The following is a 26,916-nucleotide window of genomic DNA, read 5'->3' as shown; positions in this document are numbered from 1 at the left end:
CGTGGGTCCGGCGGGGGGATCTCGTCGGTTCGCGTTGTCACACTCCCAAGACTGCCCGACTCCGTGGGGGTCAAGGACCAGGGGCGGTGCGTTTCGCGGGACCGTCCGCGCTCAGCCCGTGAGGAGGTCGGGGATCTGGCCCAGTCCGATCTCGGGGGCGGCGGGCAGGGGGCGGCGCCGTTCCGTGTTCTCGAAGGACTGGAGGAGATAGGCCACCAGGCGCCGCGAGGAGGCGGCGGCCGCCTCGGGCGGGCCGGAGGCGGCCCCGCAGTTGGCCAGGAACAGCAGCGTGAGGTCCGCGACCGCGAAGTCGGGGCGCAGCCGCCCGGCCGCCTTGGCCCTGCGGATGAGTTCGGTGATGCCGCGTTCGGCGCGGTCGCGCTTCTCCTCGAAGGGGACCGCACTGGGGAAGGCGGTGAGGAACGCGCCGGTGAAGCCGCGGTCGGCGGCCTGCATCGCGCACACCCGCTCGACCACCGAGCAGAAGCCCCGCCAGGGGTCCGGGTCGGCGAGGCCGTCGTCCACCAGGGAGGTGCAGGCCGCCAACTGGTCGGCGAACACCTCGGAGACCAGGGACTCGCGGGTGGGGAAGCGGCGGTAGAGGGTGGCGACCCCCACTCCGGCGCGGCGGGCGATGGCCGACATCGGCACGTCGATCCCGCGTTCGGAGAAGGCCGCGCGGGCGGCCTCGACGATGCGGTGGCGGTTGTGCAGCGCGTCGGCGCGCAGTCCCGGGGCGTCGCCGCCGGGCGCGGTGGGAGGCGTTCGGGCTGGCATGCCCACCACCCTACGGCGCTCGGCCGACCCGCCCGGCTGCCCGGCAGAGGAGCCCGGTGACGGTGCTCACGCCGCCGCGCGCCGGGCGGGAGAGGGCCCCGGCGCGCGGCGGCGCGGGCGGACGCGCGGCGGCGTCAGCGGCGCCCGGGCCCTGTGTCGCGGCGGACCGGGCGCACGGGGCCCGGCGGACCGTGCCGGGCCTCTACTCGGGCGGCGCGAGCAGCCCGCGCTCGTAGGCGCGGACGAGGTTGCGCGGCACGAGGTACTCGCGGCCGCGGATGTGGACGCGCACCAGGTCGGGGGTGGCGGCCTTCCACTGGGAGCGGCGCGTGCGGGTGTTGGACCGCGACATCCTGCGCTTGGGTACGGCCATGGGAACTCTGCCTTCTTCTCGGGTGGTCGGGGGCGGGGCGCCGGGCCCCGCCTCGCGCTCGTGTCGGTCAGCCCCTGCGCTGGTAGCGGCGCTGGAAGCGCTCCACGCGGCCCGCCGTGTCCACCACGCGGGCGTTGCCCGTGTAGAAGGGGTGGCTGGCGCTGGAGATCTCGACGTCGATCAGCGGGTAGGTGCGGCCGTCGCTCCACTCGATGGTCTTGTCGCTGGTGGCGGTGGACCTGGTGAGGAAGGAGAAGTCGGCCGCGCGGTCGCGGAAGACGACCGGGTGGTAGTCGGGGTGGATTCCCTGCTTCATGTGTGCCCCCTTGGGGTGGTCGTTGGGCGCGGCGGTCCGCCTGCTCGGCGGCGCGCGACGGGGCGGCGCCCGTCGGGGTCGGCGGCTCCGCCGCCGGTCGGGGCGCCGGTTCGCCGGGGCCCCGGCCCCGCGGGAACGGGCGGCCGGGGCGCGGCCCGGCTCAGCGCTCCTCGCGGAACTCGACGTGGCGGCGCACGCGCGGGTCGTACTTCTTCAGGGTGAGCCGGTCGGGCGTGTTGCGCCGGTTCTTGCGGGTGACGTAGGTGAAGCCCGTCCCCGCGGTGGACTTGAGCTTGATGATCGGCCGGATCTCGTTGCGTGCCATGGATGCCTCCTCAGGGTTCCCACGCGTTACAAGTCAATGATAACCGTTTTCATTCCCGATCCGGCCAGGTCATCTCTCCCCTGTGGACGACCCCCCGCCCGACGGCGTTCAGCCGCCGGAACCGCCGCGGACCGGACGCCAGTACTGGCGGTCGCCCTCGTCCCGCACGACCACGCCGAGAGCGGCGAGTTCGGCGCGCAACTCGGCGCTGTCGTCGGCATCCTTCGACCTCAGCGCCTCCCGGCGGGCCCGCAGGACCGCCTGGGCGTGCTGCTCCAGGCCCGGCATCCCGTCGACCCAGCGCCGGAACCGGTCCGCGTACGGGTCGCCGTCGCACCACGGGTAACCCTGCTCCTCGAACGCGGCGCGGAGCCGGTCGGCGCCGTGGCCGGTGCGCTCGCGGGCGAGCTCGGCGGTGTCCGCGCCCAGCAGGACCAGGTCCCGGCCGTCGACGAAGACCGCCCCCACCCGCTCGCGGGCGAACTCCGTGTTCCGACCGGACCGGATGACGCGCACCCCGCCCCCGCCCGCCTCGACGGTGACCATGTCGTCGTAGGAGGCGAGCGCGACGAAGCCGCCGGCGAGGACACCGAGGACCACCAGGACGGTCGTGAGGACCGGCCCGTCCAGGCGCGCCAGAAGGGCGACCTGCTCCTGGCCCGGGACCAGCGGCAGCTGGTGGACCCACTCCGGTAGAAGGGCGAGCCAGCTCGGAACCCGGGACAGCACCCAGCCGAGCCCGGCACCGAGCAGGGGGAAGAGGGTCCACAGCAGCACGTGGGTGGCGCCGTGCTCACGGACCACGGACGGAGGTCGGCGGGTGTCGGTCATGGGGAAGTCCTCTCCCTCTCGGCGGCCGCGGCGAAGCGGTGGCGGCATCGCCCCCGACCCGCTCTCCGACGCGTCCTCCGTGGTGGTCAACTCCTTCCTAGTTGAGCATATAGGATTCTGTACATGCAAACAGTCGACAGTGGGGACGGGGAGGACCGGCGCTCCTTCATCGAGGAGGCGCGCCGCGGACAGATCGTGCGGGCGGCGGTCGAGACCATCGCCGAGGAGGGGTACGCCCGGGCGTCCTTCGTGCGCATCGCCGCGCGTGCCTCGGTCAGCCCCGGCCTGATCACGTACCACTTCAGGACGAAGGAGCGGCTGCTCCGGCAGGTGCTGGAGTACGTCAACGCCCGTCTGGACCGGGCGATGGAGGGCGGACCCGAGCCGCTCGCGGGGTTCGAGGACGCCCTGACGCGCATCATCAGCGGCCACGTCATGCACTGCTCTCGCCACCCCCGGGAGATGGCGGTGCGCCAGGAGATCGGCGGCGCGGACGTGCCCGCCTCCGTCCGCGAGTGGATCGCCCGGAGCCAGGACGCCGGGCGCGCCGAACTGGTCGGCTTCCTCACCGAGGGGCAGGGCCACGGGGAGTTCCGCGCCTTCGACCCGGAGGTGTTCACCGACACCCTCTTCGCGGCCCTGAACGCGGTCCCGGGCCGACTGCGGCGCAGACCGGTCGAGGAGCACGAGGAGTACGCCCGGGAGCTGGCCCGCCTGTTCGCCGCGGCGGCGACCGAACGCGGGCCCTCGGCCTAGGTCGTGTTCCTTGGAACATTTCGGTCCCGCCCGTCGCCCTCCGCCACCCTCAACGGAGAGCCTTCGGCTCCGGTACTTCCGCGAGCACCGGGCTGCCTCTCGCTGCGCCGGTTTCGCTTGAAAAGCCAACCAGGCTGACCTGCGCGAACCGTCTTGCGAGAGATTGTCCGGACGGCCGCTCGCTGATCCGAAAGCCTCCGCGGAACACTCCCTAGCGAACCGGCCGGAACCGTTGCTGGTGTGTCGCAAGATCACGGTAGAGGTGTCGGCCCCTTCGCACGCGAAACGCCGGTGCCGCCGCGGGGTTCCGCGGCGGCACCGGCGCTGGGTCGGTCCTTCTGCCGGTCGGCCACCGGCCTGTCAGGACCGTTCAGGCCTGTGGGGCCCGTAGGGCCGTCAGGCGACGACCTTGCCCTCGGCGCGCTTCTCCACGCGCCCGGCGCGCAGGCGGCGGGCCTCGTCGGGGTCCAGGACCGGAGCGGCCGTCAGCAACTGGCGGGTGTAGTCGCTGGCGGGGTTCTCGTACACCGCGTCGCTGTCACCCATCTCCACCACCTCGCCCGCACGCATCACCGCGACCCGGTCACTGACCTGACGCACCACCGCCAGGTCGTGGGCCACGAAGATGTAGGTCAACCCGAAGTCGTCCTGCAACTCCGACAGCAACCGCAGCACCTGGTCCTGCGTGGACACGTCCAACGCCGACACCGGCTCGTCGCAGATGATCAGCTTCGGCTTGAGGATCAACGCCCGCGCGATCGCGATCCGCTGGCGCTGACCGCCCGAGAACGCGTGCGGGAACCGGTTGTAGTGGTGGGGTTCGAGCCCCACCCGCTCCAACAGCTCCTGCACCTGACGGCGCACCTTCTTGGTGTCCCTCTCCCCCTGCACCCGCAGCGCGGTCCCGATCGCGTCGCCCACGGTCACCCGCGGGTTGAGCGAGGAGTAGGGGTTCTGGAAGACCATCTGCACGTCCCGGCGCAGCGGACGCAAGGCCCGATCGGGCATGTGGGTGATGTCGCGGCCCTCGAACTCCACCCGGCCCCGCGTGGGCTCCAGCAGACGCATCACCATCCGCGAGAGCGTCGACTTGCCCGACCCCGACTCGCCCACGATGCCCAGGGTCTCGCCGCGGTGCAGGTCGAAGGAGACCCCCTTGACCGCCCAGAAGTCCGTGGCCTTGCCCCAGGTGCCGCCGCGCACCTTGAACCGCTGCGCCACGTCCTCCACCCGCAGGAGCGGGGTCTCCTCGGAGGAGCCCTCGCCGCCGGCGGAGGGGGTGAAGGCCGCGAACTGGCCCGGCTCGGTGACCCTGCCCTCGCGCTTGTCGCGCTCGACCCGGTCGGCCCGGTCCTGGGCGCGCCGCTGGGCGCGGGAGACCTCCACGCGCGGCACGGCGGCCAGGAGCCCCTGGGTGTAGGGGTGCTCGGGCTCGGAGAGGACCTTGCGCACGTCGCCGCGCTCGACCGCGACGCCGTGGCGCATGACCACGACCTCGTCCACCGAACCCGCGACCACCGCCAGGTCGTGCGAGACCAGGATCAGGCCCATGCCCAGGTCGCGGCGCAGCTCGTCCAGCAGGTCCAGGACCTGGGCCTGCACCGTCACGTCCAGCGCCGTCGTGGGCTCGTCGGCCAGCAGCACCTTGGGCTCGCACATCAGACCCATGGCGATGACCACGCGCTGGCGCATGCCGCCGGAGAACTCGTGCGGGTAGGAGTTGACCCGCTTGCCGGGCTCGGGGATGCCCACCCGGTCCAGCGACTCCACCGCGCGGGCGTGCGCCTCGGCCTTGGTGGCCTTGGGCCGGTGGATGCGGTAGGCCTCGATCAGCTGGTTGCCGATCGTGTACTGCGGGTGCAGCGACTGCATGGGGTCCTGGAAGACCATGGCGATGTCGTTGCCGCGCATCCGCCGCAGCTTCTTGTCCGAGGCGCTGACCACGTCCTGGCCCGCGACCTCGATGGAGCCGGTGATCTTCGCCTTGCTGCCCCGGTGCAGGCCCATCAGGGCCAGCGAGGTCACGCTCTTGCCCGAGCCCGACTCGCCCACGATGCCCAGGGCACCGCCCGCGGGCACCTCGAAGGACAGCCCTTTCACCGCGTGAACGTCGCCGTCCATGGTCGGGAACGTCACCCGCAGGTCGTCCACGCGGACGACGGGGTCGGTCGAGGCCATGTCACTTTCCTTCGTTAGAGCTGCTCTGTTCAACGCTGTCGGTCGTCAGGCGGCGATGCGCACGCGCGGGTCGACGACCGGGTAGAGCAGGTCGACGATCAGGTTGCAGACGACGATGAAGACAGCGCCCATCAGGGTCACGCCGAGCACCACGGGCAGGTCCTTGCCGATGATCGCGTCGATGGCGTAGGCGCCGATGCCGTTCAGGGAGAAGACCTTCTCCGTGAGGATGGCGCCGCCCAGGACCAGGCCGACGTCCAGGCCGAAGATGGTCACGATGGGGGTCAGCGTCGGGCGCAGCGCGTGCTTGAAGATCACGCGGCGCTCGCTCAGCCCCTTGGCGCGGGCGGTGCGGATGTAGTCCTCGCCCAGGACCTCCAGCATGCCCGCGCGCGTCTGGCGCGCGTACTGCGCCGCGTGCAGGAAGGCCAGGGTGACCCAGGGCAGGAACATCACCTGGAACCAGCCGACCGGGTCCTCGGTGAGGGGGACGTAGCGCGAGACCGGGAACAGCTCCCACTGGTGCACGAGGAAGGCCAGGGCGAGCAGACCGGTGAAGTAGATCGGCATGGACACGCCCACCAGCGCGGCGCTCATGGCGATGCGGTCGAAGATGCTGCCCTTCTTGACAGCGGAGAGGACGCCGACGGCCACGCCGCCGATGATCCAGATGACGGCCGCGCCCAGGGCCAGCGAGGCGGTGACCGGCAGGCGGTCGAGCAGCTGGGGCAGCACGGGGCTGTTGGTGGTGAAGGAGTAGCCCAGGCAGGGCGCCGCGCACTCGATCGTCTCCCGGCCGAAGGTGTACTCGGAGCCGAGGACCAGGCCCTTGACGAAGTCCAGGAACTGCACGGCGATGGGCTGGTCCAGGCCCAGGCGCGCCACCGTGGCGTCGAGCGCCTCGGGCGTGGGGGCCTTGCCCACGTACAACGCGGCCATACCGCGCGGGGTCACGCCGGCCCAGCGGGGCAGGACGTAGAAGATCCAGAAGGTCACCGCCGTGACGACGGCGAGCAGCAGCAGTCCCGCACCGAGGCGGCGGAGAATATAGTTCAGCATCGCGGTCGGCGGCGGGGGTACCCACGGGGCCGTGGCACCCCCGCCGCCATCACCTGCCTTCTCGTACTAGTTCAGGCCGGTCGGAGCGCTAACCCCGGTCCACGCCCAGGGCCATGAAGTCGTACATCGCGTACGCGGACGTGTGGTAGACGTTGGTCAGCTCGTCCGAGCGGTAGTACAGCGCGCGGTCGAAGACGACCGGCAGGATGGCCGCCTGCTCCATGACCAGGGTGTCGATCTGCTCGTAGATGGCAGCGCGCTCCTCCGGGTCCTCGGTGGCCAGCGCCTCGTCCCACAGGCCGTTGATCTCCGGGTCGTCGAGCTCGGAGGTGTTGTAGTTGCCCGTGGCCTGGATGGCGTCGCCGTCGGTGATCTTGGAGGCGAAGCCGTAGCCGGTGGCCCAGTCGGGGCTCCAGCCGGAGACGCTCAGACCGATGTTGTTCTCACGGACGTAGTCCTGCGAGCCCGCGTACTGGGCGAAGAAGTCCTCGGCCGGGAAGGTCTGGATGTCGACCTCGATGCCCACGCGCTTGAGGGACTCCTGGAGGGACTCCGCGGTGGCGATGTCGTTGGGACGGCCGTCGCGGACCGCGATGGTGGTGCTGAAGCCCTCGGCCTCGCCACACTCCTCCAGCTTGGCCTCGGCGGCCTCGAGGTCGCCCTTGTTGTCCTCGGAGGGGTACAGGTCCGACTCCGGGTTCGAGCCCGGGATGGTCGGCGGGAGCACGTTGGTGGCGATGTCGCCACCGGTCGCGCCGCCCCAGGCGCGGTGCAGGCTGTCTCGGTCGGCCGCGTACATGATCGCCTGGCGGCAGGACACGTCCTCGATGACCGGGGTGTGGATGTTGACGTAGCGCAGCGCGCCGGAGTACGGGTTGTCCAGGTTGGCCTGGACGTCCTCGTCGGTGAGCAGCGTGCCCTTCATCGCCGGGCCGACGCCGACGCCGGCCAGGTCGACGTCGAGGTCGCCGTTGACCAGGCGCTGGTCGATCTCGTCCTGGTCGACACCGATCTGGACGGTGACCTCGTCCGGCAGGGCCGGGCGGATCGGGTCGGTCTCGGCGTCCCAGTGCTCGTTGCGGACCAGGTTGAGCTGGACGCCGGGCTCGTAGTTGCCCTCGAACTTGTACGGGCCCGAGGAGAGGACCTTCTCCTTGTACAGCGCGCCGCGGTCGGCCTCCATGGGCACCGGGGCGGTCTGCGGCTGGGTCAGCACGTAGGGGAACTCCGAGAAGGAGTCCTTGAGGTGGAAGACCAGGGTGTGGTCGTCCGGGGTCTCGACCGCGGTGAAGGTCTCCAGCGGGTTGTCGACCTCGTAGACGTTGAAGGGCTCCTGGTCCAGGTGCGCCTCGAAGTAGCGCGGACCGTTGGGCAGCTCACCGCCGTTGTAGTTCGAGCGCGCGATGGCGTACTTGATGTCCTGCGCCGTGATCTCGGAGCCGTCCTCGTACTTGAGGCCCTCCTGGATCTTGACGGTCCACTCGGTGAAGTCCTCGTTGGGCTCGGGCATGCCCGCGGCCATGTCCGTGGTCAGCTCGGTGGACTCCTCGGCCGGCGCCGGGGTGAAGGCCAGCAGCGTACGGGCGTAGTAGCGGGTGAAGTTCCAGCTGAACCCGTAGTAGGTGTCGCCCGGGTCGGTGGAGTCGAAGTCAGTGGCGATGGCGTAGCGCAGGGTGCCGCCGGTCTGGTCGGACGGGTTGACGACCTCGGTCGCCCCCTGGTTGAACTCGGCGCCGGACGCGGAGCCACCGTCGGCGGAGCCACCGCCGCCGCAAGCCGAAAGGAGGATGGACGCCGCCGCGCCGAGCGCGACGAAGCCGAGGGTGCGTTTCCTCAAGGAACTGCCTCTCATGCGAACCTGATGGTGATGATGGGATCAACCTGTCGTCGGATCCCTGCCTTGCGGAGGCCGGGCGGGTCAGCCTCCACCGACCGTGGGTCAGTCGGAGGTCTTGGGGTCGAAGGCGTCGCGCAGCCCGTCGCCGAACAGGTTGAACGCCAGGACGGTGATGAAGATGGCCAGACCCGGGAAGATGACGAAGTAGGGCGCGTTCTCGTACAGCGGCACCGCGTCGGAGAGCATCTTGCCCCAGCTCGGCGTGGGCGGGTTGATGCCGACGCCCAGGAAGCTCAGGGCCGCCTCGAACAGGATGTTCGTGGGGATGAGCAGGGTCGAGTAGACGATGATCGGCGTGACCAGGTTGGGCAGGATCTCCTTGAAGAGGATGTGCCGGTTGCTGGCGCCCAGGCTCCTGGCGGCCTCCACGAACTCCCGCTCGCGCAGCGAGAGCGTCTGCCCCCGGACGATGCGGGCGATGTAGGGCCAGTTGAAGAAGCCGATGATGAAGACGATGACGCCGATGCGCAGGCCGTTGCCGCTCAGGCCCAGGACGCCGTCGGGGATGACACCCACGAGCGCGATGGCGAAGAGCATCAGCGGGAAGGCCAGGAAGACGTCCATGGCCCGGCTGATGAGGGTGTCGACCCAGCCGCCCTTGTACCCGGCGATGATGCCGAGGACGGTGCCGATGAACACGCACAGGAGCGTGGACAGGAAGGCCACCAGCAGGGAGATCTGGGCGCCGTAGACGATGCGGCTGAACAGGTCGCGGCCGGTCTTGGGCTCCACGCCCAGCAGGTGGTCGGAGCTGATCCCGCCCCACGGGTCGAGGTTGTCGCTGGGGATGCTGCCGTCGGTGGGGGGCGGAAGGGACGGGTCCCTCAGCGGGAACCCGGTGTTGGGCTCGATCAGGTCCTGGTGGAACTGGGTGGGCGGGTGCCCGAACCACTTGGCCAGGAGGGGCGCGAGAACCGCGGCGAGGATGAGCAGGACCACGACCACGCCGGAGATCATCGCGACCTTGTCCTTGCGCAGCCGCTGCCAGGCGATCTGGCGCAGGGACCGGTTGTCGGAGTCTCCGCGGACCTCGTGGGCCTGCGCAGCGACGTTCACGGCGTCGTTCTGCTCCGCCTGCTCCGCCGAATCGGGGGCATGCGAGGGCGCGCTCATCAGGCCACCACTCTCCACTCATACGCTTCTGGCCGAGGGGAACGGGACAGAACCCACGCGTACGGCCGCAAGGAGGGGTGACCTGCGGTTCGCGCACGGTGGGGCCGGCCGGTTCTCGACGCTGGCTGGCGTGGGCTTGCGTGTCGGCGGGGAGGGCGGATGACCCGCCTCCGCAGACCCGGTCCGCAGGGTGTGCCACATCACCTGAGGAGTTGGACACACCGGGACCGTTGCGCCCGGGCTGTTACACAGCGACCAACTTACTCGCGATCTGAACGCATAGCGTCCAATATCCGATCATGTATCTAAATCGTGACAAACAACGTTAAAAGGCCTATATAACAACAAAAGGCTACAGAGTTCGCATTCATCCGAGGACCGGTCGCGAGCTGCGGCGACGTCCTCCACCGCCGCGCCCACGATACGTCCGAATATGCACCGGTTCGACCCCCGGAGTGGCACGCTATGGCAAGTGCTATACGTCTCAGCGTGTCCGATTGGAAGCGCAGAGCGACGGCCACGGGCAGGCCAGGGCCCCGCCACGAACACGTACGGTGACGGTCACGGCGTACGCGAGAACGACGGCCCCGCGCCTGCGGAACCGTCGTCACGAGGGTGTGCGGGCCGGGCCCGCGTCGGTCACTCGATGCCGCGCTTGCGCAGCAGCTCCTCGATGTCGCCCAGGTCGGAGAGGTCGTCGGCACCCCCGGTCTTGGGGGCCGGGCCCACCTTCCCCTTGGCGCCCGGGGCCGCGGTGGCCGCACCGGGCGCGGCCGCGCCGCCCGCCCCGCCGGCTCCGGCCTTGGGCGCCTTGGCCTTGCCGGGGCGGGTGCCCACGTCACGGGCGCGCATGACGCCCGAGACGACGTAGAGCACCACCGCCAGACCCGCCAGGGCCACACCGGCCCACACCGCCGGGTTGAACAGCAGGCCGACCAGGATGCCGAAGATGTTCATGGCGAACTGCCAGACGGCGTTCATCAGCCCGATCAGACCGGCGGCCAGCGGCAGCAGCGACCACGCCACGCCCCGCAGACCCGAGGCGGCGCCCTTGGCGCGCCACACGAAGAAGGAGATCACCAGTCCCGCGAGGGTGAGTCCGCCTCCCAGGACCAGACCGGTCATCCACGTCAAGTTCTCAGGCATGGGCCCAGTCTCCCATCCGGCGCCGGAGCGCACATCCGGTCGATCCCCTAGGGCGTGTTCGGTGGATGCTGCCCGTCGCGAGCGGCGCACCAGTGCGGCTCTCGCAAGGCCGAAGAAGGAGTCATCCTGGTTGGCTGTCGACTGATGAGAACGCCGCGAGAGTTGTGCTGGGGCGTCGCGCAGCAGGGTATGTGTCCGCCGAACACGCCCTGGGTCAGGCCCCGGAGTCGGGGGCCTGTCCACCCACGCTACTCCCGTACCCCGGACGGGCGGCCGGGGCACGGAAGGGGGCGTCGGGGCAGGTGGGAGCGGGGAAACCGGCGGACCCGGGTTCAGCGGTCGGCGACCAGGGACTCCAGCCAGTCCAGGTCCACGCCCACCAGGCTGTCGCGGAACACCACGCCCTCGCGCGGCGGGATGTGCACGTGGTTGGGCACCGCGACCGTGACGCACCCGGCGTCGGCCGCCGAGGTCACGCCGACCACCGAGTCCTCGAAGGCCACGCAGCGCGCGGGGTCCACGCCGAGCCGCCGGGCGGCCCTCAGGTACGGGTCGGGGTGGGGCTTGTTCGCCTCGACCTCGTCCCCGGCCACCGAGTCGTCGAAGTTGTCCAGGCCGATCCCGCCGATCGCCGCCTGCACCAGCGTCCTCTCGGTGGAGGTCACCAGGACCACCGGAACGCCGGACTCCGACAGCAGGGTGACCAGTTCCTTGGCGCCCGGGCGCAGGTCGGCGCCTCCGGCGAGCCTGGCGCGGAACCTCGCGTACAGGCGGTCGGCGACCTCGCGCGGGGTGAGGTGGTGCGCGCCGGTCAGGTCGATGATGTAGCGGCCCACGGGCTCGGCGGCGTTGCCGACGTTGCGCTGGTGGTCCTCCTCGGTCCACACGCCGCCCAGTTCGGCGACCAGGTCGGCCTCGGCCTCACCCCACAGGTGCTCGCTCTCGATGAGGGTGCCGTCCATGTCCAGGAGTACGGCCTGGAGGCGTCTGGCCTGGGGGGTCTGGGTGTCGGAGGCTTCGGGACTCAGCGTGCTCTGCTCGCTCATACGTTCGGTGGCGCCTTCCGGACCGGGCGGCACCACGCTCTCCCCTCGTGTGTCATGGGTTGCCCGCTCGCCCACGGGACACCCGGGCTGTGCGTCATCATCGTGCGGGACGCGGGGCGCCCGCGCCGTGAAGAGGACCTGTCGGCGTCCTTTCCACACTACGAACACTCGGACGCCGGCGGGTGGAGAGCTGCCCCACACTTGCGCCCGCGCACGCGCGGCCCGGGGCGGGGCACCGCGCGCCTCCCGCACACGCGCGCGGCCCCGTCCTCCATGCGGGGGACGGGGCCGCGCCCCGGGCGGTCCGCCCCGGACGAGCCGGTCAGACGTTGAAGTAGGTCGCCTCCGGGTGGTGGACCACGATCGCGTCGGTCGCCTGCTCGGGCACCAGCTGGAACTCCTCCGACAGGGTCACGCCCACCCGCTCGGGCTCCAGCAGGCGCATGATCTTGGCGCGGTCCTCCAGGTCGGGGCAGGCCCCGTAGCCCAGGGAGAAGCGGGCCCCCCGGTAGCCGAGCTTGAAGAACGCGTCCAACTCGGCCGGGTCCTCACCGGCGAAGCCCAGCTCCGCGCGCACCCGGGTGTGCCAGTACTCGGCCAGGGCCTCGGTCAGCTGCACCGACAACCCGTGCAGCTCCAGGTAGTCGCGGTAGGCGTTCTTGGCGAACAGCTCGGCGGTGGCGCGGCTGATCGCCGGGCCCACGGTCACCACCTGGAAGGACACCACGTCCAGCTCCCCCGACTCCTTGGGCCGGAAGAAGTCGGACAGGCACAGGTGGCGGTCCCGGCGCTGGCGCGGGAAGGTGAAGCGGGTGCGCTCGGCGCCCTCCTCGTCCAGCACCACAAGGTCGTCGCCCTCGCTGTAGCAGGGGAAGTGGCCGTGCACCACGGCCGCCTCCAGCAGGCCGTCGGTCTGGATGCGGTCCAGCCACATCCGCATCCGGGGCCGCCCCTCGGTCTCCACCAGCTCCTCGTAGCTGGGGCCCTCGCCGCCGCGGGCGGCCTTGAGTCCCCACTGGCCCATGAAGGTGGCCCGCTCATCGAGGAAGGCGGCGTAGTCGGCCAGCGGGATGCCCTTGCTGATCCGGTCGCCCAGGAAGGGCGGCTTGGGCACCGGGTTGGTGGTCGAGACGTCGCTGCGGGCGGGCACCTCCTCGGGCTCGGTCACCTTGAGCTTGGCCCCCGTCTTGACCCGGCGCTGGCGCAGGGCGGGCAGCTCGGCGCCCTCCTCACCGCGCTTGACCGCCATGAACGCGTCCATCAGACGCAGGCCCTCGAAGGCGTCCTTGGCGTAGCGCACGTGGCCGTCGAAGACCTCGGCCAGGTCCTGCTCCACGTAGGAGCGGGTGAGCGCGGCACCGCCCAGCAGGACCGGGAAGCGCTCGGACAGGCCCCTGGAGTTCATCTCCTCCAGGTTCTCCTTCATGATGACCGTGGACTTGACCAGCAGGCCGGACATGCCGATCACGTCGGCGCGCTGCTCCTCTGCGGCCTCCAGGATCGCCGACACCGGCTGCTTGATGCCGATGTTGACCACGTCGTAGCCGTTGTTGGACAGGATGATGTCCACGAGGTTCTTGCCGATGTCGTGGACGTCGCCCTTGACGGTGGCCAGGACGATGCGGCCCTTGCCGTCGTCGTCGCTCTTCTCCATGTGGGGTTCGAGGTAGGCGACGGCTCCCTTCATGACCTCGGCGGACTTGAGGACGAAGGGCAGCTGCATCTGGCCGGAGCCGAACAGCTCGCCGACGGTCTTCATGCCCGAGAGCAGGGTGTCGTTGACGATGGCCAGGGCGGGCTTGGACTCCAGCGCCTCGTCGAGGTCGGCCTCGATCCCGGCCATCTCGCCGTCGATGATGCGCCGCTCCAGGCGCTCCCACAGCGGCAGGGCGGCCAGCTCTTCAGCGCGGGAGGCCTTCATGGACTTGGCGTCCACGCCCTCGAACATCTCCATGAACCGCGAGAGGGGGTCGTAGTCGCCCTCGCGCCGGTCGTAGACCATGTCGAGCGCGACCTCGCGCTGGTCCTCGGGGATCTGGTTGATCGGCACGATCTTGGAGGCGTGCACGATCGCCGAGTCCAGCCCCGCCTGGACCGCCTCGTGCAGGAACACCGAGTTCAGCACGATGCGGGCGGCCGGGTTGAGGCCGAAGGACAGGTTGGACAGGCCCAGGGTGGTCTGCACGTCCGGGTAGAGCCGCTTGAGCTCGCGGATGGCGTTGATCGTCTCCAGGCCGTCCCGGCGGGTCTCCTCCTGCCCGGTGGTGATGGGGAAGGTCAAGCAGTCGATGACGATGTCACCGGTGTTCAGCCCCCACTCTCCGGTGATCTGCTCGATGAGGCGGGTGGCGACGCGCACCTTCCACTCGGCGGTGCGGGCCTGGCCCTCCTCGTCGATGCACAGGCCCACGACGGCGGCGCCGTGCTCCTTGACCAGCCCCATGATGCGGGTGAAGCGGGAGTCGGGGCCGTCGCCGTCCTCGTAGTTGACGGAGTTGACCACGCTCCTGCCGCCGAGGGCCTCCAGGCCCGCCTCCAGGACCGGCGGCTCGGTGGAGTCGAGCATGATCGGCAGCGTGGAGGAGGTGGCCAGGCGCGAGGCCAGCTCGCGCATGTCGCTGACCCCGTCGCGGCCCACGTAGTCGATGTTGAGGTCGAGCAGGTGGGCGCCGTCGCGGATCTGGTCGCGCGCGATCTCCACGCAGTCGTCCCAGCGGCCCTCCAGCATGGCCTCGCGGAACTTCTTGGAGCCGTTGGCGTTGGTGCGCTCGCCCACGGCCAGGTAGCTGGCGTCCTGGCGGAAGGGCACGCTCTGGTACAGGGAGGAGGAGGACGCCTCCACCAGGGGCTTGCGGTTCTTGATGCCGCGCCCCTGGACGCGCTCCACCACGTGGCGCAGGTGCTCGGGGGTGGTGCCGCAGCAGCCGCCGGCCAGGCTCAGGCCGAACTCGGAGGTGAAGGAGTCGTGGGCGTCGGCCAGTTCGGCGGGCGAGAGGTTGTAGACCGCGCCGTTGGGGCCGAGCTGGGGCAGGCCCGCGTTGGGCATGCAGGAGATGGGGATGGGCGAGTGGTGCGACAGGTAGCGCAGGTGCTCGCTCATCTCGGCGGGGCCGGTGGAGCAGTTGAGGCCGATGACGTCGACGCCCAGCGGCTCCAGGGAGGTCAGCGCGGCGCCGATCTCGGAGCCGAGCAGCATGGTGCCGTTGGTCTCGATGCTGACCTGGGCGATGATCGGCACGTCCCTGCCCGCGGCGCGGCGGGCGCGCTGGGCGGCCACCACGGCGGCCTTGACCTGGAGCAGGTCCTGGCAGGTCTCGATGAGGATGGCGTCGGATCCGCCGTCGATCAGGCCGCGCGCGCACTGCTCGTAGTAGTCGCGCAGTTGGGCGTAGGGCGCGTGGCCCAGGGTGGGCAGCCGGTTTCCCGGGCCCACGGACCCGAGGACGTAGCGGGGCTGGTCGGGGGTGGAGTAGGCGTCGGCGGCCTCGCGGGCCACCTGCGCTCCGGCTTGGGCGATCTCGTAGGTGCGGTCCTCGATGCCGTACTCGGCGAGCCCGCCGAGGTTGGCCGAGAACGTGTTCGTCTCGATGGCGTCCGAACCCACGGCAAGAAAGGCGGCATGGGTGTCGCGGACGATGTCGGGACGGGTGAGGTTGAGGATGTCGTTGCATCCCTCGTGCCCCTCGAACTGGTCGAGGTCGAGATCGTACGCCTGGAGCATGGTGCCCATCGCTCCGTCCGCCACGACCACACGGCGGGACAGGGTTTCGCGGAAGGTGGGGCTGGCTCTCATATCTGGCAACTCTACGTCGGAGCACCGCGGCGGCCCAGTTGGTGTCCCCGTGACGCGTGGCACTGGGCGGACCCGCGGTGCGGGGCGGGTCGGTCGTCCGGGGACGGCGGTGTCCTTGTCAGTCGCTGTCTGTGAGGTTATCCCATCGCCTGTTCCACTAGATGAGACGGGCATCCCGCGCTGCGGCGGCCCGAGTGCCCCTCGGCCGAGCGCCCCGAACGGTTCCCCGGGCGGGTCGGCACGCCGTAGGGTGGACTTCGTCCGCGTGCAGGGAGGAGCCACATGACCAAGCTCGTCCGGGAGCTTGTTGATCCCGTGATGGTGGCGGCGTTCGAGGGATGGAACGACGCCGGTGAGGCGGCCAGCCTGGCCGTGGAGCACCTGTCGAGGGAGTGGGACGCCTACGAGCTGTGCGCGCTGGCACCGGACGACTACTACGACTTCCAGGTGACCCGGCCGCGCATGTCGATCGTGGACGGTGTGGTCGGTGAGGTCGAGTGGCCCACGACCCGGGTCCGCGTGGCGACGCCGCCGGGGTCGGAGCGCGACGTGGTGCTGGTGACGGGTCCCGAGCCGAACATGCGGTGGCGCTCCTACGCCGCCGACCTGCTGGCCGTGGCGCGGGAGCTGGGCGTCACCCGGATGGTGATGCTGGGTTCGCTGCTGGCGGACGCCCCGCACACGCGGCCGATCCCGGTGACCGGGATGGCCTCGCCCGTGGAGCTGGGCGCAGGGCTGGGGCTGGAGGCGACCACCTACTCTGGTCCGACCGGGATCGTGGGCGTGGTGCACGAGGCGTTCAGCGCGGTGGGGATCGAGACCGCGTCGCTGTGGGCGGCCATCCCCCACTACGTCGCCCAGCCGCCGTGCCCGAAGGCCTCCCTGGCGCTGCTGGCGTGGGTGGAGGACTTCCTGGGCGCGCGGGTGCCGCTGGGCGACCTGCCCGAGGACGCGGTGGCGTGGGAGTCCAACGTCAACGAGCTCACCGCCGAGGATGAGGACATCGCGGCGTACGTGCGCGGCCTGGAGGAGGCCAAGGACACCGCCGACCTGCCGGAGGCCTCCGGCGACGCGATCGCCCGGGAGTTCGAGCGCTACCTGCGCCGCCACGACGAGGGCTGAGGCCCCCGCGGCGGCCCCGGGCGCGCCTCGGGCCCTCAGACCCGCATGTGGCGCCACTCCCCCGTGGACAGCACCACGGCCCAGGCCCCGGCGATGCGGGCCAGCCCGCGGCGGACCTCGTCCACGACCGCGGGGGCCAGCGGCACGGGGGCCTCGCGTGAGGCCTGGAGGCGCACGGTGACGCGGAGGCCGTCCAGGACCTTCTGGCCACGGGCGATGGCCTCGTGGTCGGGTTCGGCCCGCCGCTCCAGGACCGCCCGGATGCCGTCGCGCAGGGCGATGGCCTCGTCGAGGTCGGCGAGGGTGATGGGGATGGCTCCCTCGGTGGCCAGGCGGTGCTCGCGCAGGAACCGCGCGAGGTCGGCCCGGTCGGCGAGCCCGGCACCGGTGGAGACGAAGTCCGCGATGAGTTCGGCGGCCGCGCTGTGCCGCGTGGGGGTCGTCATGGGGGCTATCCCACCACGGCCGGGCCCCGGATACCGGTGTTTTCGCGAGTCCGTGGCCACAGGTGGTCACCGCGAACGTGCATAACACGACATGCGCGGACGAAACGGAAACGGCGCTTCCCGGTCCGCTCACCGTGGGGCTCCGCGCTCGACCGGCTCAGGCCGCGAGCAGCGCGCGGAGTCCGTGGCGCTCGCGGGGCAGCCCCAGCCGGGCGAGCACGACCAGGAAGTTGGCGAACCGGCCGTCCCAGAAGCCGTCGTGGTCGGCCAGGACCCGGAGGTAGTCGCGTTGGACGGCGGTCAGCCCGGCGGGGTCGGCGGCCCGGAAGGCCAGGTCCAGCAGCGGTCCGGCGTCGGCCGCCGCGGTGAGGGGCGAGGCCAGCGGGGCCAGCGCGCGCAGCACCGGGAGCAGGCGCGCGGCGTCCTCGGCGGTGGAGCGCTCGGCGAGTTCCCGGACCAGGGCGAAACGCACGTGGCCGGCGAAGTGGGCGGGGCGCCTGGTGAACCAGGCGTCGGCGGCCTCCGGGTCCGCGAGCGCGGCGGCCAGCTCGGCGGCGGCCGCGGGGTTGGCGCGCTGGCCGGGCGCCAGCGCGGCGCAGGCGCGGATGGCCGGGTCGGCGTGGGTGAGGAACTCGGTGGTGTCGGCGCCGCAGGCGCCCAGGGCCAGGACGATGACCGCGCCCTCGTCGCGGGTCTCGGCCATGTCGGCGGCCCCGGACAGGTCCGGCTCCAGCCCGCCGAGCCGGGCCAGGGCCGCGGCGGCCTCCACCGCGCACATGCGCGTGTGCGCGTCGGGGGCGGTCAGGTGGGGTTCGACCGCCGCGTACAGCACGGGCGCGGCGGCGCGCATGTCCGGGCCCACCCTCCGCATGAGCGCGTCCACGGCGGGGGTCTCCCACACCCCGACCGCCTCCTCCTCGTCCTCGGAGGCCAGCGCGGCGTACACCCGGTCCAGCTCGGCCCCGGTGGGGGGTTCGGCCACGGGGCCGGAGGGCGTCTGGTACAGCGCGCCCTCGGCCGCGGCGGCCAGGAAGCCCAGCAGGACGCGGCGCGGGGAGCCCCGGTCCTCGCCCGACGCCTCGGGGAGCGGGCCCCGGGCCGGGCCGTCGAGTTCGGGGCGGTCCAGGATCCCGGCGACGAACAGGGCGGCGGGGACGGTGGCCGGGTAGACCGTGCCCTGGTGCAGGAGCGCGCCGTGGAGGTGGTCCAGCGCGCGCCCGCGCTCACGCGCGTCGCCGGTGAGCAGGTCGGCGAGGTGCCCGGGGGCGTCGGCGCCGGAGCCGTAGGCGTGGAAGGTGCGGGTCCAGTCGGTGCTGTGGAGTACGTCCGGTCCTGTCTGCATGTTCCGGATTGTGGCAGCGCCCACCGACGGTCCGCGGGTGTGCCGCCGGGGAGCGCTGGGAACGGTCTGGCTATACTCGGGCCCCCGCCGCCCCCCGAGGAAGGCCACACCATGTCGTTCGCCCAGCCGCCCACCACACCCCTGCGCCGGGCCCTGTTCCGCGCCCCCATCTGGATCTACCGGACCGGGTTGGGCGGGCTGATGGGCCGCCGGTTCGTACTGCTCACCCACAGGGGGCGGGCCACGGGAGAGGCCCGCCAGGCGGTGCTGGAGGTCATCGGCGGCGACGACGCCGCGGGGACCGTGCTGGTGGCCTCCGGGTACGGAAGGCGGTCGCAGTGGTTCCGCAACGTCGAGCACGAGCCGCGGGTGCTGTTCCAGCTGGGCAACCGGCGCCACCGGGGCACCGCCACCGTCCTGTCGCCGCAGGAGTCCGGTAAGGCGCTGGTGGGCTACGCCGAGCGGCACCCCGCCGCCGCCGTGGCGCTGCTGCGCGCGCTGGGGTACGAGGTGGACGACAGCGAGGAGTGGTTCGAGCGGAGGGGCGCGGACATCGGGAACGACATCCCGGTCATCCGGTTGTCCCCCGCGGGGGCCGCCGGTGAGCGCCACCCCGACCTCTCCGCTCCCTAGAGCGGCGGACCGGCGACACCGAAGGCCTTCGGTGTCGCCGGTCGCATCCGGCGGCGTCAGACGGCCCGCGGTTACAGGCGCACGCCCAGCAGGGTGTCCACGGTCGCGCGCACCAGGGCGGGCGCGCCGGTGTCGGCGCCGCCCTCGGTGAGGGCGGTGTCGGCCCAGGCGTCCACCGCGGCCAGGGCCGCCGGGGAGTCCAGGTCCTCGGTCAGGGCCGCGCGCACCGCGGCGAGCACCGGGGCGGCGTCGGGCGCCGCGCCCAGGGCAAGGGCGGCGCGCCAGCGCTCGGCGCGGGCGGTGGCGGCGGGGAGTTCGGCGTCGGTCCACTCCCACGGGGCGCGGTAGTGGTGGGCGAGCATGGCCAGGCGGATGACGGCCGGGTCCACGCCCTGCTGGCGCAGCTTGGAGACGAAGACCAGGTTGCCCAGGGACTTGGACATCTTCTCGCCGTCGAGGCCGACCATGCCCACGTGCAGGTGGTTGTGGGCATTGGGTCCGCCCGTGGCACATCGGGTCTCGGCCGCGCCCATCTCGTGGTGGGGGAAGATCAGGTCGCTGCCGCCGCCGTTGAGGTCGAAGGCCGGGCCGAGCCGGTCCAGGGCGATGGCGCTGCACTCGATGTGCCAGCCGGGGCGCCCGCGGCCCAGGGGGCTGTCCCAGGCGGGCTCGCCGGGGCGCTCGGCGCGCCAGAGCAGCCAGTCGAGCGGGTCCTTCTTGCCGGTGCGCTGGGGGTCGCCGCCGCGTTCGCCGAACAGCTCCAGCATCTGCCCGCGGTCCAGGTTGCTGATCTCACCGAACTCGGGCGCCTCGGCGACGGAGAAGTACAGGTCCCCGTCCAGCTCGTAGGCGGCGCCGGTGTCGCGGATGCGGGCGGCGAGGTCGCTGATGAGGTCGACGGACTCCACCACGCCGACGTAGGAGGTCGGGGGGATGATCCGCAGGGCGGCCATGTCCTCGCGGAAGACGTCGATCTCGCGGTGGGCGAGGTCGCGCCAGTCGACGCCGGTGGCCTCCGCGCGCTCCAGCAGCGGGTCGTCGATGTCGGTGGTGTTCTGCACGTAGTTGACGTCGTGGCCCGCGTCGCGCCAGACCCGGTTGACCAGGTCGAAGGTGAGGTAGGTGAAGGCGTGGCCCAGGTGGGCGGCGTCGTAGGGAGTGATGCCGCAGGCGTACATCCCGGCCCGGGGGCCCGGCGTCGTCGTCCTTATCCGGCCGGTGGCGGTGTCGTGGACACGAAGGGGACCGCCGGTACCCGGCAGGGGGACGATGTCAGGCGCAGACCATGAACGCATACCGCGCAGCCTATCCGGACGGGTGGGCGGGAGGCGTGCGCGGGAGGGTGGGCACCGCGGGTGATGATCACCCCAGAAGAGGTGGGAATAAGCCGGACGCGACCCGCGCGGCGGAGAGCGCGCACGGCCCGGAGCCGGGGCTCACGCGGCGAGGTTGTGGTGCCTGCGGCTGATGAGCAGGGCGCCGAACACCGCCACGGCGGCGCACAGGGCGGCCATCCCCTCGTTGCCCAGGCGCCAGTGCAGCAGCGCGCCGCTGACCGAGACGACGTAGAGGAGCCAGTACGCTCCGCTCTCCACCAGGTTGCCGTTACGGCCCTCCATCGTGCCCCCTGCCGTGAACGCGTGCCCTCACGCGAGCCTGACGGCACACGCCGTCTCTCTCTGAGACGCCGTGGTCACTCTCGGGGTTGACACGCCGTCGCGACCCGGGGGTGTGACGGTGGTTATGCGCACCGGTGACGCACGCCCGCCCTGATCAGGGCCGAGGGGCCGGACCGGAGCAGGTGGGGCCGGAGCGGACGGAGCCGGAACGGACGGGGTCGGCCCCCGGCCGACCGCCCGGGGTCAGGGCCGGGCCGCGTCCGCGAGTTCGAGCAGGTCCAGCGCCTCGGCCGTGCGTGCCAGCTCGGGGTCCCCGGCGGGGCCGAACTCGACGATGTCGGCGTGGACCGCCCGGAGCCGCCACCGGGCGCGGGACACGTCGCGGCGCTCCCGTCGCGGGCTGAGGGCGTGGTGGGAGGGGGCGGCCTGGTCACGGACGGGCATAGCGCTCATGGGCGGTCCTTCGAGGGTGGGTCGGCGGTTGTGGGGTACCCGGGGTCACGGTGTGACGCTGCCTCCGCGCCCCGGGTTCACCGTGAACACGATCCCGCAACCCGCCTCCAGCGCGGTTCCGGAATCCTTTCGCTCCACCCCAGGTCAACGGGGAACGAGGAGGGAGCGTTCCACGGCGTTCCCGTCCCCTACCCGTTGTTCCGTCCGGAATGCACAGAGTTGGCGCATCGAAGCCACACGTGTCCGCCTTCGGGACCAGGGCCCGACCGCGTCCGGCCGCGCCCGCACGAGCGCGCCCGCCAACCGCCGACCCGCCGCCGCCCGCCCGAGCGGTCCGCGCCGCGGGCGTCCCCGTTGCGTCGCCCTTCCCCCGTTCACACCCCTTGTGCTGAAGGAAAACTAAACGTACAGTAACTTACCAATTAGATTCGTTGCGTAACCCGGCGACTGCGCGCAGTCGCCCACCTGGTCCCGCGCACGCCCCCCGTGCCCGGGACCGACTCCGCCCGTCACCGCCCCGCCGCGGCGGGGCTTCCCCCCGGAGTAGCCCATGCGCATCGCGTACCGGCCCCGCAGGTCCCTCGCCTCCGCAGCACTGTCCTTCCTCACCGCCGCCGCGCTCGTGATCCCGGTCGGGGTCGCCTCGGCCGCCCCCGTCCCCGAGGACACGACGGCCCCGGCGTCCGCCGAAGCCGCCCGGGCGGCGGCCCTGGTGTGGTCCGACGAGTTCAACGGCGCCGCCGGAAGCGCCCCCAACCCCGCCAACTGGAACCACGAGACCGGCGCCCACGGCTGGGGCAACAACGAACTCCAGAACTACACCGACAGCCGCGCCAACTCCGCCCTCGACGGCCAGGGCAACCTCGTCATCACCGCGCGCAGGGAAGCCAACGGCGGCTACACCTCCGCCCGCATGACCACGCAGAACAAGGTCGAACACGCCTACGGCCGCATCGAGGCCCGCATCCAGATCCCCCGCGGCCAGGGCATCTGGCCCGCCTTCTGGATGCTCGGCGCCGACTTCCCCCAGACCCCGTGGCCCGACTCCGGCGAGATCGACATCATGGAGAACATCGGCCGCGAACCCCACCTGGTCCACGGCACCCTCCACGGGCCCGGCTACTCCGGGGGCAACCCCCTGACCGGCTCCTACATGCACCCGCAGGGCTGGTCCTTCGCCGACACCTTCCACACCTTCGCCGTCGACTGGAGCCCCGGCTCCATCACCTGGTCCGTGGACGGCAACGCCTACCAGACCTACACCCCCGCCGACACGCGCGGAAACCCCTGGGTCTACGACCAGCCCTTCTTCATGATCCTCAACATCGCCGTGGGCGGGAACTGGCCCGGCTACCCCGACGGCACCACCCAGTTCCCCCAGCAGATGCTCGTGGACTACGTCCGGATCTACTCGGACGGCGGCAGCCCCGGCGGCGGCACCGGCACGATCACCGCCTCCAACGGCATCTGCCTCGACGTGGCCGGGGCCCAGACGGGCGACGGGACCCCGATCCAGCTGGCGCACTGCAACGGCAACCAGGCCCAGCAGTGGACCGAGGGCTCCGACGGCACGTTCCGGGCGTTCAACAAGTGCCTGGACGTGGCGGGCGGCGCCACCGCCGCGGGCACCCCGGTACAGCTGTGGACCTGCAACGGGACCGGCGCGCAGCGGTGGACCCACGACAGCGGGACGCAGGCCCTGCGCAACCCGCAGTCGGGGCGCTGCCTGCAACCCCAGGGCCGGGCGCAGAGCGACGGCACCCGGATGGTGATCGCCGACTGCGACGGCAGCGCCGTCCAGCGCTGGAGCCTGAACGACTGACCCCTCCCCCGTGCCGCCCGCCGACCCCCTCCGGCGGACGGCGCACCGCCGTCCGCCACTCCTCGGGCGGTCGGCGGCGCCTTCGGCCCCCCGTGTCTCAGAACCGGGGGGCCGAGGTGTCGATCATCCGCCACGCCCCGGGGTCGGCCGGGGCGTCGGTGAAGGCGTAGCGCACGGTCTCGCGGTCCATGGCCAGCAGGGTCACCGACCCGGTCTCCCACACCCTGCCCCCGCCGAGGTCGGCGCGGGCGACCAGGCCCGTCGGGTCGCCGGACTCGTCGGGGCCCGCCGAACGGGGCGCGGAGCCGGCGGCCTCGTTGACCAGGCGCGGCCACTCCCCCCAGATCTCCTCCACCCCCTTGGCGCGGGACAGGTCGGCCGGGTCGGGCCGGGTGCGCGCGAACTCGGGCGTGTGGCGGGCGGCGCGCGGATCGTCCGGGTTCAGCCCGGTGTTGACCACCATGCTCACGCCGACCGGCAGCGGACGGGTGTCCAGGCACCGACCGTCCCAGCTGTGCAGCCCGGCTCGGCGGGCGTCGGCGTCCAGCAGGTGGAAGGGCGCGTAGAGGGTGGGGTCGTCGCCGTGCAGCGGGTCGCGGCCCGGGTTGCGGCCCGCGTGGGCGAGGGCGCGCAGCGGCAGTTCGCCCCGGCTGGCCGGGTAGGTGCCCTCCCAGGGCATACGCCCGTCCCAGGGCCAGCCGTTGAGCAGGGCCGCCGTGCGCGGGCCCGACGGGTCCACCGCCAGCCAGGTGCCGCCCGCGAGGCGGTCCCGGCCGCCGACGAGGTCGGGCCGGTCGGGCCAGTGCCGGGCGGGCCCGTCCCAGGGCCGGGAGGACATCTCGTCCCGGAGCGCGGCGATGACCAGGGGCGTGTCCGCGCCGGGGTCGAAGCCGACGATGACAGTGCACATGACGACCTTGTGACCTTTGCTGTGGGTCCCCGGTGTGGTGCGGTCCCCGCGGCGGTGCGGGCGGAACGGGGATGTGGACAGGAGGTAACCGCAACCGTACCCGGAGGGTGTCCCCGGCGGTGCTCCGCGCGGGCCCGGGGTGGTGCGGGCACCACCCGGGCCGGGGGGACGGTGTGCCTGTTCCCGGTCCGGGAGTCTTCTAGTCTGTAGTCTCCCTCCCCCTTCGCGTGTGCGGGGCGGATGCCGCGTCCGAGGCGCCTTCCCGCCCGTCTAGTTTCCCGGACCACACAGGAGTAGTGCGTGCCCGAGCAACCCGACCGGACCGACGACGGTGCGGAAAGCACCGCGGACAGGCCGCGGGACGCGGTTTCCGCCGTCCCCGGACCGCAGGCGGGCGGCGGCGCCCCCGAGGCGGCCGGAGCCCCCGCAGCTCCCGCCGGAGCCTCCGCCGAGCCCGTTCCCGCAGGCCCCAGGGGCCCGGCGGGCCCTCCGCCCGAGACGGGGCTGAGCAGTCGGCAGGTCGCCGAACGGGTCTCGGCGGGGCGGACCAACGACGTGCCGGTGCGCGCGAGCCGCACCGTCGGCCAGATCATCCGCGGCAACGTGTTCACCCGGATCAACGCCATGGTCGCGGTGCTGTTCTCGATCATCGCCGTGATCGGCCCGGTGCAGGACGGCCTGTTCGCGATGGTCATCCTCTTCAACACGCTGATCGGCATCGTCCAGGAGCTGCGGGCCAAGCGCACCCTGGACAAGCTCGCCATCGTCAACGCCGCCCGGCCACGGGTGGTGCGCGACGGCGCCACCGTGCACGTGGCCACGCAGGAGATCGTCCTGGACGAGGTCCTGGAAGTGGGCGTGGGCGACCAGATCGTGGTCGACGGCACCGTCACCTGGGCCGGGGGGCTGGAGGTCGACGAGTCGCTGCTGACCGGCGAGGCCGACCCGGTGGTCAAGCGGCCCGGGGACACCGTGATGTCGGGCAGCTTCGTGGTGGCGGGCACCGGCCGGTTCCGGGCCACCAAGGTGGGGCGGCACGCCTACGCGGCGCGGCTGGCCGAGGAGGCGAGCCGCTTCTCGCTGGTGCACTCGGAGCTGCGGTCGGGCATCAACCGCATCCTGACCTGGATCACCTACGCGCTGTTCCCGATCGGCGCCCTGCTGATCTACAGCCAGCTGGTCCTGGGCGGGCACGTGGGCCTGGAGGAGTCGACCTCGGGCGGCCAGATCTCCGGACCGCTGGCGGACGCCCTGCGCAGCATGGTCGCGGCCCTGGTGTCGATGATCCCCGAGGGCCTGGTCCTGCTCACCAGCATCGCGTTCGCGGTCGGGGTGATCCGGCTGGGGCGGCACAAGTGCCTGGTGCAGGAGCTGCCCGCGATCGAGGGCCTGGCCCGCGTGGACGTGGTGTGCACCGACAAGACGGGCACGCTGACCGAGGCGGGCATGAAGCTGGCCGGAATCCGCGACCTGGGCGGGCACGGCGGGGAGGCGTCCCCGTCGCTCGTGCTGGCGGCGCTGGCGGCCAGCGACCCCGACCACAACGCGAGCATGGCGGCGATCGCGCGCGGGTGCGAGGCCGCGGGCCAGGCCGCGCCCGACTGGACGGTCACGGCGCTGGCGCCGTTCTCCTCCGCCCGCAAGTGGAGCGGGGCCAGCTTCCTCGCCCCCGGCGGCGAGGAGCACTGGGTGCTGGGCGCGGCCGACGTGCTGGCCTCCCCGCAGGACCCGGCTGCCGCCGAGGCGGCCCGGCTGGGCGCGCAGGGCCACCGCGTGCTGCTGCTGGCCCGCGCGTCGGCGCGGGTGGACTCCGACGAGGCGCCCGGGGCCGTGCTGCCGGTGGCCCTGGTGGTGCTGGACCAGAGGCTGCGCGAGGACGCCGGCCCGACCCTGGACTACTTCGGGGACCAGGGCGTGGACGTCAAGATCGTCTCGGGCGACCACGCGGCGTCGGTGGGCGCGGTGGGCCGTGAGCTGGGGCTGCCGGGCGCGGACCAGCCGGTGGACGCGCGGGCGCTGTCGGAGGACCGCGAAGAGCTGGCCCGCGAGGTGGAGGAGCGCTCGGCCTTCGGCCGGGTGACGCCCGAGCGCAAGCGCGACATGGTCAGGGGCCTGCGCGACCGCGGGCACACGGTGGCGATGACCGGTGACGGCGTCAACGACGTGCTGGCGCTGAAGGAGGCCGACATCGGCGTGGCGATGGGCTCGGGGAGCCCGGCGTCGCGGTCGGTGGCCCAGCTGGTGCTGCTGGACAACCGGTTCGCGGTGCTGCCGCGCGTGGTGGCCGAGGGCCGCCGGGTCATCGGCAACATCGAGCGGGTGGCCAACCTGTTCCTGACCAAGACCGTGTACACGATGACGCTGGCGATCATCGTGGGCCTGCTGGCGGTGGCCTACCCCTTCTTCCCGCGCCACGCCACGCTCATCAACGCGGTGACGTTCGGCATCCCGTCGTTCTTCCTGGCGCTGGCGCCCAACACCGACATCGCCCGGCCGGGGTTCGTGATGCGGACGCTGCGGCTGGCGATCCCCTCGGGCATGGTGGCGGGCTTCGCCGCGGTGACGACCTACCTGCTGGTGCTGGGCGGTCGGACGGTGCCCGACCCGGCCGACCGGACGGCGGTGGTCATCACGCTGTGCGCGACGACGCTGTGGGTGCTGCTGCTGGTGGCCAAGCCGTACGTGTGGTGGAAGGTGCTGATGGTGGGCTCCATGGTGGGCCTGTTGACGCTGGCGATGGTGACACCGCTGGGGCAGTGGTTCTTCGACCTGGACGTGAGCGACCCGACCAAGGTGCTGACCGGTCTGGCCGTGGCGGGTGTGGCGATCGTGGTGATCACGGTGATCCGGGTGGTGGACGACCGGATGATGGCCCGCTCGGAGGCGCGTGCGGCGGAGAGGGAGGACGAGCGCGAGGCCGAGGAGCGCACCCCGGAGCCGGTGTGACAGCCGTTCTCCG

23 protein-coding genes and 1 pseudogene are annotated in these 26,916 nt (G+C 72.2%); 6 read left to right on the top strand and 18 right to left on the bottom strand.

All coding sequences use genetic code 11. The features are described from left to right. Positions 1–111: 111 nt before the first annotated feature. From ACSTA4_RS12240 to ACSTA4_RS12220, 5 genes are all read right to left on the bottom strand, one after another. Entirely contained in the window at positions 112–777 is a 666-nt protein-coding gene (locus ACSTA4_RS12240; RefSeq protein ID WP_444963619.1) for a TetR/AcrR family transcriptional regulator, read from the bottom strand. Between the two features lie 202 nt (positions 778–979). Beyond that, complete coding sequence (gene rpmF, locus ACSTA4_RS12235) at positions 980–1,150, bottom strand: 50S ribosomal protein L32 (protein WP_013152594.1); 171 nt, start codon at positions 1,148–1,150, stop codon at positions 980–982. A 67-nt stretch (positions 1,151–1,217) separates the two neighbouring features. Then, positions 1,218–1,466 carry a type B 50S ribosomal protein L31 gene (locus ACSTA4_RS12230; RefSeq protein WP_047870211.1) on the bottom strand — a complete coding sequence of 83 codons (249 nt, stop codon included), beginning with the start codon at positions 1,464–1,466 and terminating at the stop codon, positions 1,218–1,220. A gap of 160 nt (positions 1,467–1,626) precedes the next feature. Then, on the bottom strand, positions 1,627–1,791 hold the full coding sequence (gene rpmG, locus ACSTA4_RS12225) for a 50S ribosomal protein L33 (protein WP_013152592.1): 165 nt from the start codon (positions 1,789–1,791) through the stop codon (positions 1,627–1,629). A gap of 108 nt (positions 1,792–1,899) precedes the next feature. Beyond that, positions 1,900–2,622 carry a YqeB family protein gene (locus ACSTA4_RS12220; protein WP_444963618.1) on the bottom strand — a complete coding sequence of 241 codons (723 nt, stop codon included), beginning with the start codon at positions 2,620–2,622 and terminating at the stop codon, positions 1,900–1,902. Between the two features lie 123 nt (positions 2,623–2,745). On the opposite strand from ACSTA4_RS12220, the gene ACSTA4_RS12215 reads away from it, so the two are divergent. After that, complete coding sequence (locus ACSTA4_RS12215; RefSeq protein ID WP_444963617.1) at positions 2,746–3,378, top strand: TetR/AcrR family transcriptional regulator; 633 nt, start codon at positions 2,746–2,748, stop codon at positions 3,376–3,378. Between the two features lie 396 nt (positions 3,379–3,774). On the opposite strand, the gene ACSTA4_RS12210 is transcribed toward ACSTA4_RS12215, so the two are convergent. From ACSTA4_RS12210 to metH, 7 genes are all read right to left on the bottom strand, one after another. Further along, entirely contained in the window at positions 3,775–5,556 is a 1,782-nt protein-coding gene (locus ACSTA4_RS12210; protein ID WP_444963616.1) for an ABC transporter ATP-binding protein, read from the bottom strand. Positions 5,557–5,601: 45 nt separating this feature from the next. After that, complete coding sequence (locus ACSTA4_RS12205; protein ID WP_444963615.1) at positions 5,602–6,615, bottom strand: ABC transporter permease; 1,014 nt, start codon at positions 6,613–6,615, stop codon at positions 5,602–5,604. Between the two features lie 88 nt (positions 6,616–6,703). Continuing rightward, positions 6,704–8,452, bottom strand: a complete 1,749-nt coding sequence (locus tag ACSTA4_RS12200; RefSeq protein ID WP_444963614.1) for an ABC transporter substrate-binding protein — start codon at positions 8,450–8,452, stop codon at positions 6,704–6,706. Positions 8,453–8,554: 102 nt separating this feature from the next. Continuing rightward, entirely contained in the window at positions 8,555–9,625 is a 1,071-nt protein-coding gene (locus ACSTA4_RS12195) for an ABC transporter permease (RefSeq protein ID WP_444963613.1), read from the bottom strand. Between the two features lie 639 nt (positions 9,626–10,264). Further along, the gene (locus ACSTA4_RS12190; protein ID WP_444963612.1) at positions 10,265–10,771 is read right to left on the bottom strand and encodes a cellulose synthase; all 507 of its coding nucleotides are present in this window, start codon (positions 10,769–10,771) and stop codon (positions 10,265–10,267) included. A gap of 332 nt (positions 10,772–11,103) precedes the next feature. Continuing rightward, on the bottom strand, positions 11,104–11,817 hold the full coding sequence (locus ACSTA4_RS12185) for an HAD family hydrolase (protein ID WP_274977507.1): 714 nt from the start codon (positions 11,815–11,817) through the stop codon (positions 11,104–11,106). Between the two features lie 322 nt (positions 11,818–12,139). Then, entirely contained in the window at positions 12,140–15,610 is a 3,471-nt protein-coding gene (gene metH, locus ACSTA4_RS12180) for a methionine synthase (protein ID WP_444963611.1), read from the bottom strand. 282 nt (positions 15,611–15,892) lie between these two features. Between metH and ACSTA4_RS12175 the strand changes: the two genes are divergently transcribed. Beyond that, complete coding sequence (locus tag ACSTA4_RS12175) at positions 15,893–16,732, top strand: PAC2 family protein (protein WP_248770001.1); 840 nt, start codon at positions 15,893–15,895, stop codon at positions 16,730–16,732. 35 nt (positions 16,733–16,767) lie between these two features. Here the strand turns inward: ACSTA4_RS12175 and ACSTA4_RS12170 are convergent, their stop codons facing one another. Continuing rightward, the gene (locus ACSTA4_RS12170; RefSeq protein ID WP_212640309.1) at positions 16,768–17,178 is read right to left on the bottom strand and encodes an ABATE domain-containing protein; all 411 of its coding nucleotides are present in this window, start codon (positions 17,176–17,178) and stop codon (positions 16,768–16,770) included. Positions 17,179–17,335: 157 nt separating this feature from the next. Further along, positions 17,336–18,520, bottom strand: a complete 1,185-nt coding sequence (locus tag ACSTA4_RS12165; RefSeq protein WP_444963610.1) for a hypothetical protein — start codon at positions 18,518–18,520, stop codon at positions 17,336–17,338. A 111-nt stretch (positions 18,521–18,631) separates the two neighbouring features. Here ACSTA4_RS12165 and ACSTA4_RS12160 point away from each other — a divergent pair, with 111 nt between their 5' ends. Continuing rightward, on the top strand, positions 18,632–19,153 hold the full coding sequence (locus tag ACSTA4_RS12160) for a nitroreductase family deazaflavin-dependent oxidoreductase (protein ID WP_444963609.1): 522 nt from the start codon (positions 18,632–18,634) through the stop codon (positions 19,151–19,153). 71 nt (positions 19,154–19,224) lie between these two features. Here the strand turns inward: ACSTA4_RS12160 and mshC are convergent, their stop codons facing one another. The 3 genes from mshC to ACSTA4_RS12145 form a co-directional block, all read right to left on the bottom strand. Continuing rightward, positions 19,225–20,448: a cysteine--1-D-myo-inosityl 2-amino-2-deoxy-alpha-D-glucopyranoside ligase gene (mshC, locus tag ACSTA4_RS12155; RefSeq protein WP_444963608.1), complete on the bottom strand. Its 1,224-nt coding sequence runs from the start codon at positions 20,446–20,448 to the stop codon at positions 19,225–19,227. 141 nt (positions 20,449–20,589) lie between these two features. Beyond that, positions 20,590–20,772 (bottom strand): hypothetical protein, encoded by a 183-nt coding sequence (locus ACSTA4_RS12150; RefSeq protein ID WP_013152576.1) that lies wholly within the window; start codon positions 20,770–20,772, stop codon positions 20,590–20,592. Positions 20,773–21,015: 243 nt separating this feature from the next. After that, the gene (locus tag ACSTA4_RS12145; RefSeq protein ID WP_248769999.1) at positions 21,016–21,225 is read right to left on the bottom strand and encodes a hypothetical protein; all 210 of its coding nucleotides are present in this window, start codon (positions 21,223–21,225) and stop codon (positions 21,016–21,018) included. A 550-nt stretch (positions 21,226–21,775) separates the two neighbouring features. On the opposite strand from ACSTA4_RS12145, the pseudogene ACSTA4_RS12140 reads away from it, so the two are divergent. Both ACSTA4_RS12140 and ACSTA4_RS12135 read left to right on the top strand, forming a co-directional pair. Beyond that, positions 21,776–22,642: pseudogene (locus ACSTA4_RS12140) on the top strand (glycoside hydrolase family 16 protein); the annotation flags it as partial. Next, on the top strand, positions 22,616–23,047 hold the full coding sequence (locus ACSTA4_RS12135) for a ricin-type beta-trefoil lectin domain protein (protein ID WP_444964155.1): 432 nt from the start codon (positions 22,616–22,618) through the stop codon (positions 23,045–23,047). The pseudogene ACSTA4_RS12140 and the gene ACSTA4_RS12135, both read left to right, overlap by 27 nt. Before the next feature lie 97 nt (positions 23,048–23,144). On the opposite strand, the gene ACSTA4_RS12130 is transcribed toward ACSTA4_RS12135, so the two are convergent. Next, positions 23,145–23,957 carry an NRDE family protein gene (locus tag ACSTA4_RS12130; RefSeq protein ID WP_444963607.1) on the bottom strand — a complete coding sequence of 271 codons (813 nt, stop codon included), beginning with the start codon at positions 23,955–23,957 and terminating at the stop codon, positions 23,145–23,147. A 300-nt stretch (positions 23,958–24,257) separates the two neighbouring features. Here ACSTA4_RS12130 and ACSTA4_RS12125 point away from each other — a divergent pair, with 300 nt between their 5' ends. Further along, on the top strand, positions 24,258–26,903 hold the full coding sequence (locus tag ACSTA4_RS12125) for an HAD-IC family P-type ATPase (RefSeq protein WP_444963606.1): 2,646 nt from the start codon (positions 24,258–24,260) through the stop codon (positions 26,901–26,903). Positions 26,904–26,916 lie beyond the last annotated feature (13 nt).

The organism is Nocardiopsis sp. M1B1 (genome assembly GCF_052466615.1).
This window is presented reverse-complemented; position numbering and strand designations above follow the sequence as displayed.

What these genes read in the sequence shown, in the direction of transcription:
- ACSTA4_RS12240 (WP_444963619.1), bottom strand. Translation starts at nt 777, where the DNA reads ATGCCAGCCCGAACGCCTCCCACCGCGCCCGGCGGCGACGCCCCGGGA.
- rpmF (WP_013152594.1), bottom strand. Translation starts at nt 1,150, where the DNA reads ATGGCCGTACCCAAGCGCAGGATGTCGCGGTCCAACACCCGCACGCGC.
- ACSTA4_RS12230 (WP_047870211.1), bottom strand. Translation starts at nt 1,466, where the DNA reads ATGAAGCAGGGAATCCACCCCGACTACCACCCGGTCGTCTTCCGCGAC.
- rpmG (WP_013152592.1), bottom strand. Translation starts at nt 1,791, where the DNA reads ATGGCACGCAACGAGATCCGGCCGATCATCAAGCTCAAGTCCACCGCG.
- ACSTA4_RS12220 (WP_444963618.1), bottom strand. Translation starts at nt 2,622, where the DNA reads ATGACCGACACCCGCCGACCTCCGTCCGTGGTCCGTGAGCACGGCGCC.
- ACSTA4_RS12215 (WP_444963617.1), top strand. Translation starts at nt 2,746, where the DNA reads ATGCAAACAGTCGACAGTGGGGACGGGGAGGACCGGCGCTCCTTCATC.
- ACSTA4_RS12210 (WP_444963616.1), bottom strand. Translation starts at nt 5,556, where the DNA reads ATGGCCTCGACCGACCCCGTCGTCCGCGTGGACGACCTGCGGGTGACG.
- ACSTA4_RS12205 (WP_444963615.1), bottom strand. Translation starts at nt 6,615, where the DNA reads ATGCTGAACTATATTCTCCGCCGCCTCGGTGCGGGACTGCTGCTGCTC.
- ACSTA4_RS12195 (WP_444963613.1), bottom strand. Translation starts at nt 9,625, where the DNA reads ATGAGCGCGCCCTCGCATGCCCCCGATTCGGCGGAGCAGGCGGAGCAG.
- ACSTA4_RS12190 (WP_444963612.1), bottom strand. Translation starts at nt 10,771, where the DNA reads ATGCCTGAGAACTTGACGTGGATGACCGGTCTGGTCCTGGGAGGCGGA.
- ACSTA4_RS12185 (WP_274977507.1), bottom strand. Translation starts at nt 11,817, where the DNA reads ATGAGCGAGCAGAGCACGCTGAGTCCCGAAGCCTCCGACACCCAGACC.
- metH (WP_444963611.1), bottom strand. Translation starts at nt 15,610, where the DNA reads ATGAGAGCCAGCCCCACCTTCCGCGAAACCCTGTCCCGCCGTGTGGTC.
- ACSTA4_RS12175 (WP_248770001.1), top strand. Translation starts at nt 15,893, where the DNA reads ATGACCAAGCTCGTCCGGGAGCTTGTTGATCCCGTGATGGTGGCGGCG.
- ACSTA4_RS12170 (WP_212640309.1), bottom strand. Translation starts at nt 17,178, where the DNA reads ATGACGACCCCCACGCGGCACAGCGCGGCCGCCGAACTCATCGCGGAC.
- ACSTA4_RS12165 (WP_444963610.1), bottom strand. Translation starts at nt 18,520, where the DNA reads ATGCAGACAGGACCGGACGTACTCCACAGCACCGACTGGACCCGCACC.
- ACSTA4_RS12160 (WP_444963609.1), top strand. Translation starts at nt 18,632, where the DNA reads ATGTCGTTCGCCCAGCCGCCCACCACACCCCTGCGCCGGGCCCTGTTC.
- mshC (WP_444963608.1), bottom strand. Translation starts at nt 20,448, where the DNA reads ATGCGTTCATGGTCTGCGCCTGACATCGTCCCCCTGCCGGGTACCGGC.
- ACSTA4_RS12150 (WP_013152576.1), bottom strand. Translation starts at nt 20,772, where the DNA reads ATGGAGGGCCGTAACGGCAACCTGGTGGAGAGCGGAGCGTACTGGCTC.
- ACSTA4_RS12145 (WP_248769999.1), bottom strand. Translation starts at nt 21,225, where the DNA reads ATGAGCGCTATGCCCGTCCGTGACCAGGCCGCCCCCTCCCACCACGCC.
- ACSTA4_RS12130 (WP_444963607.1), bottom strand. Translation starts at nt 23,957, where the DNA reads ATGTGCACTGTCATCGTCGGCTTCGACCCCGGCGCGGACACGCCCCTG.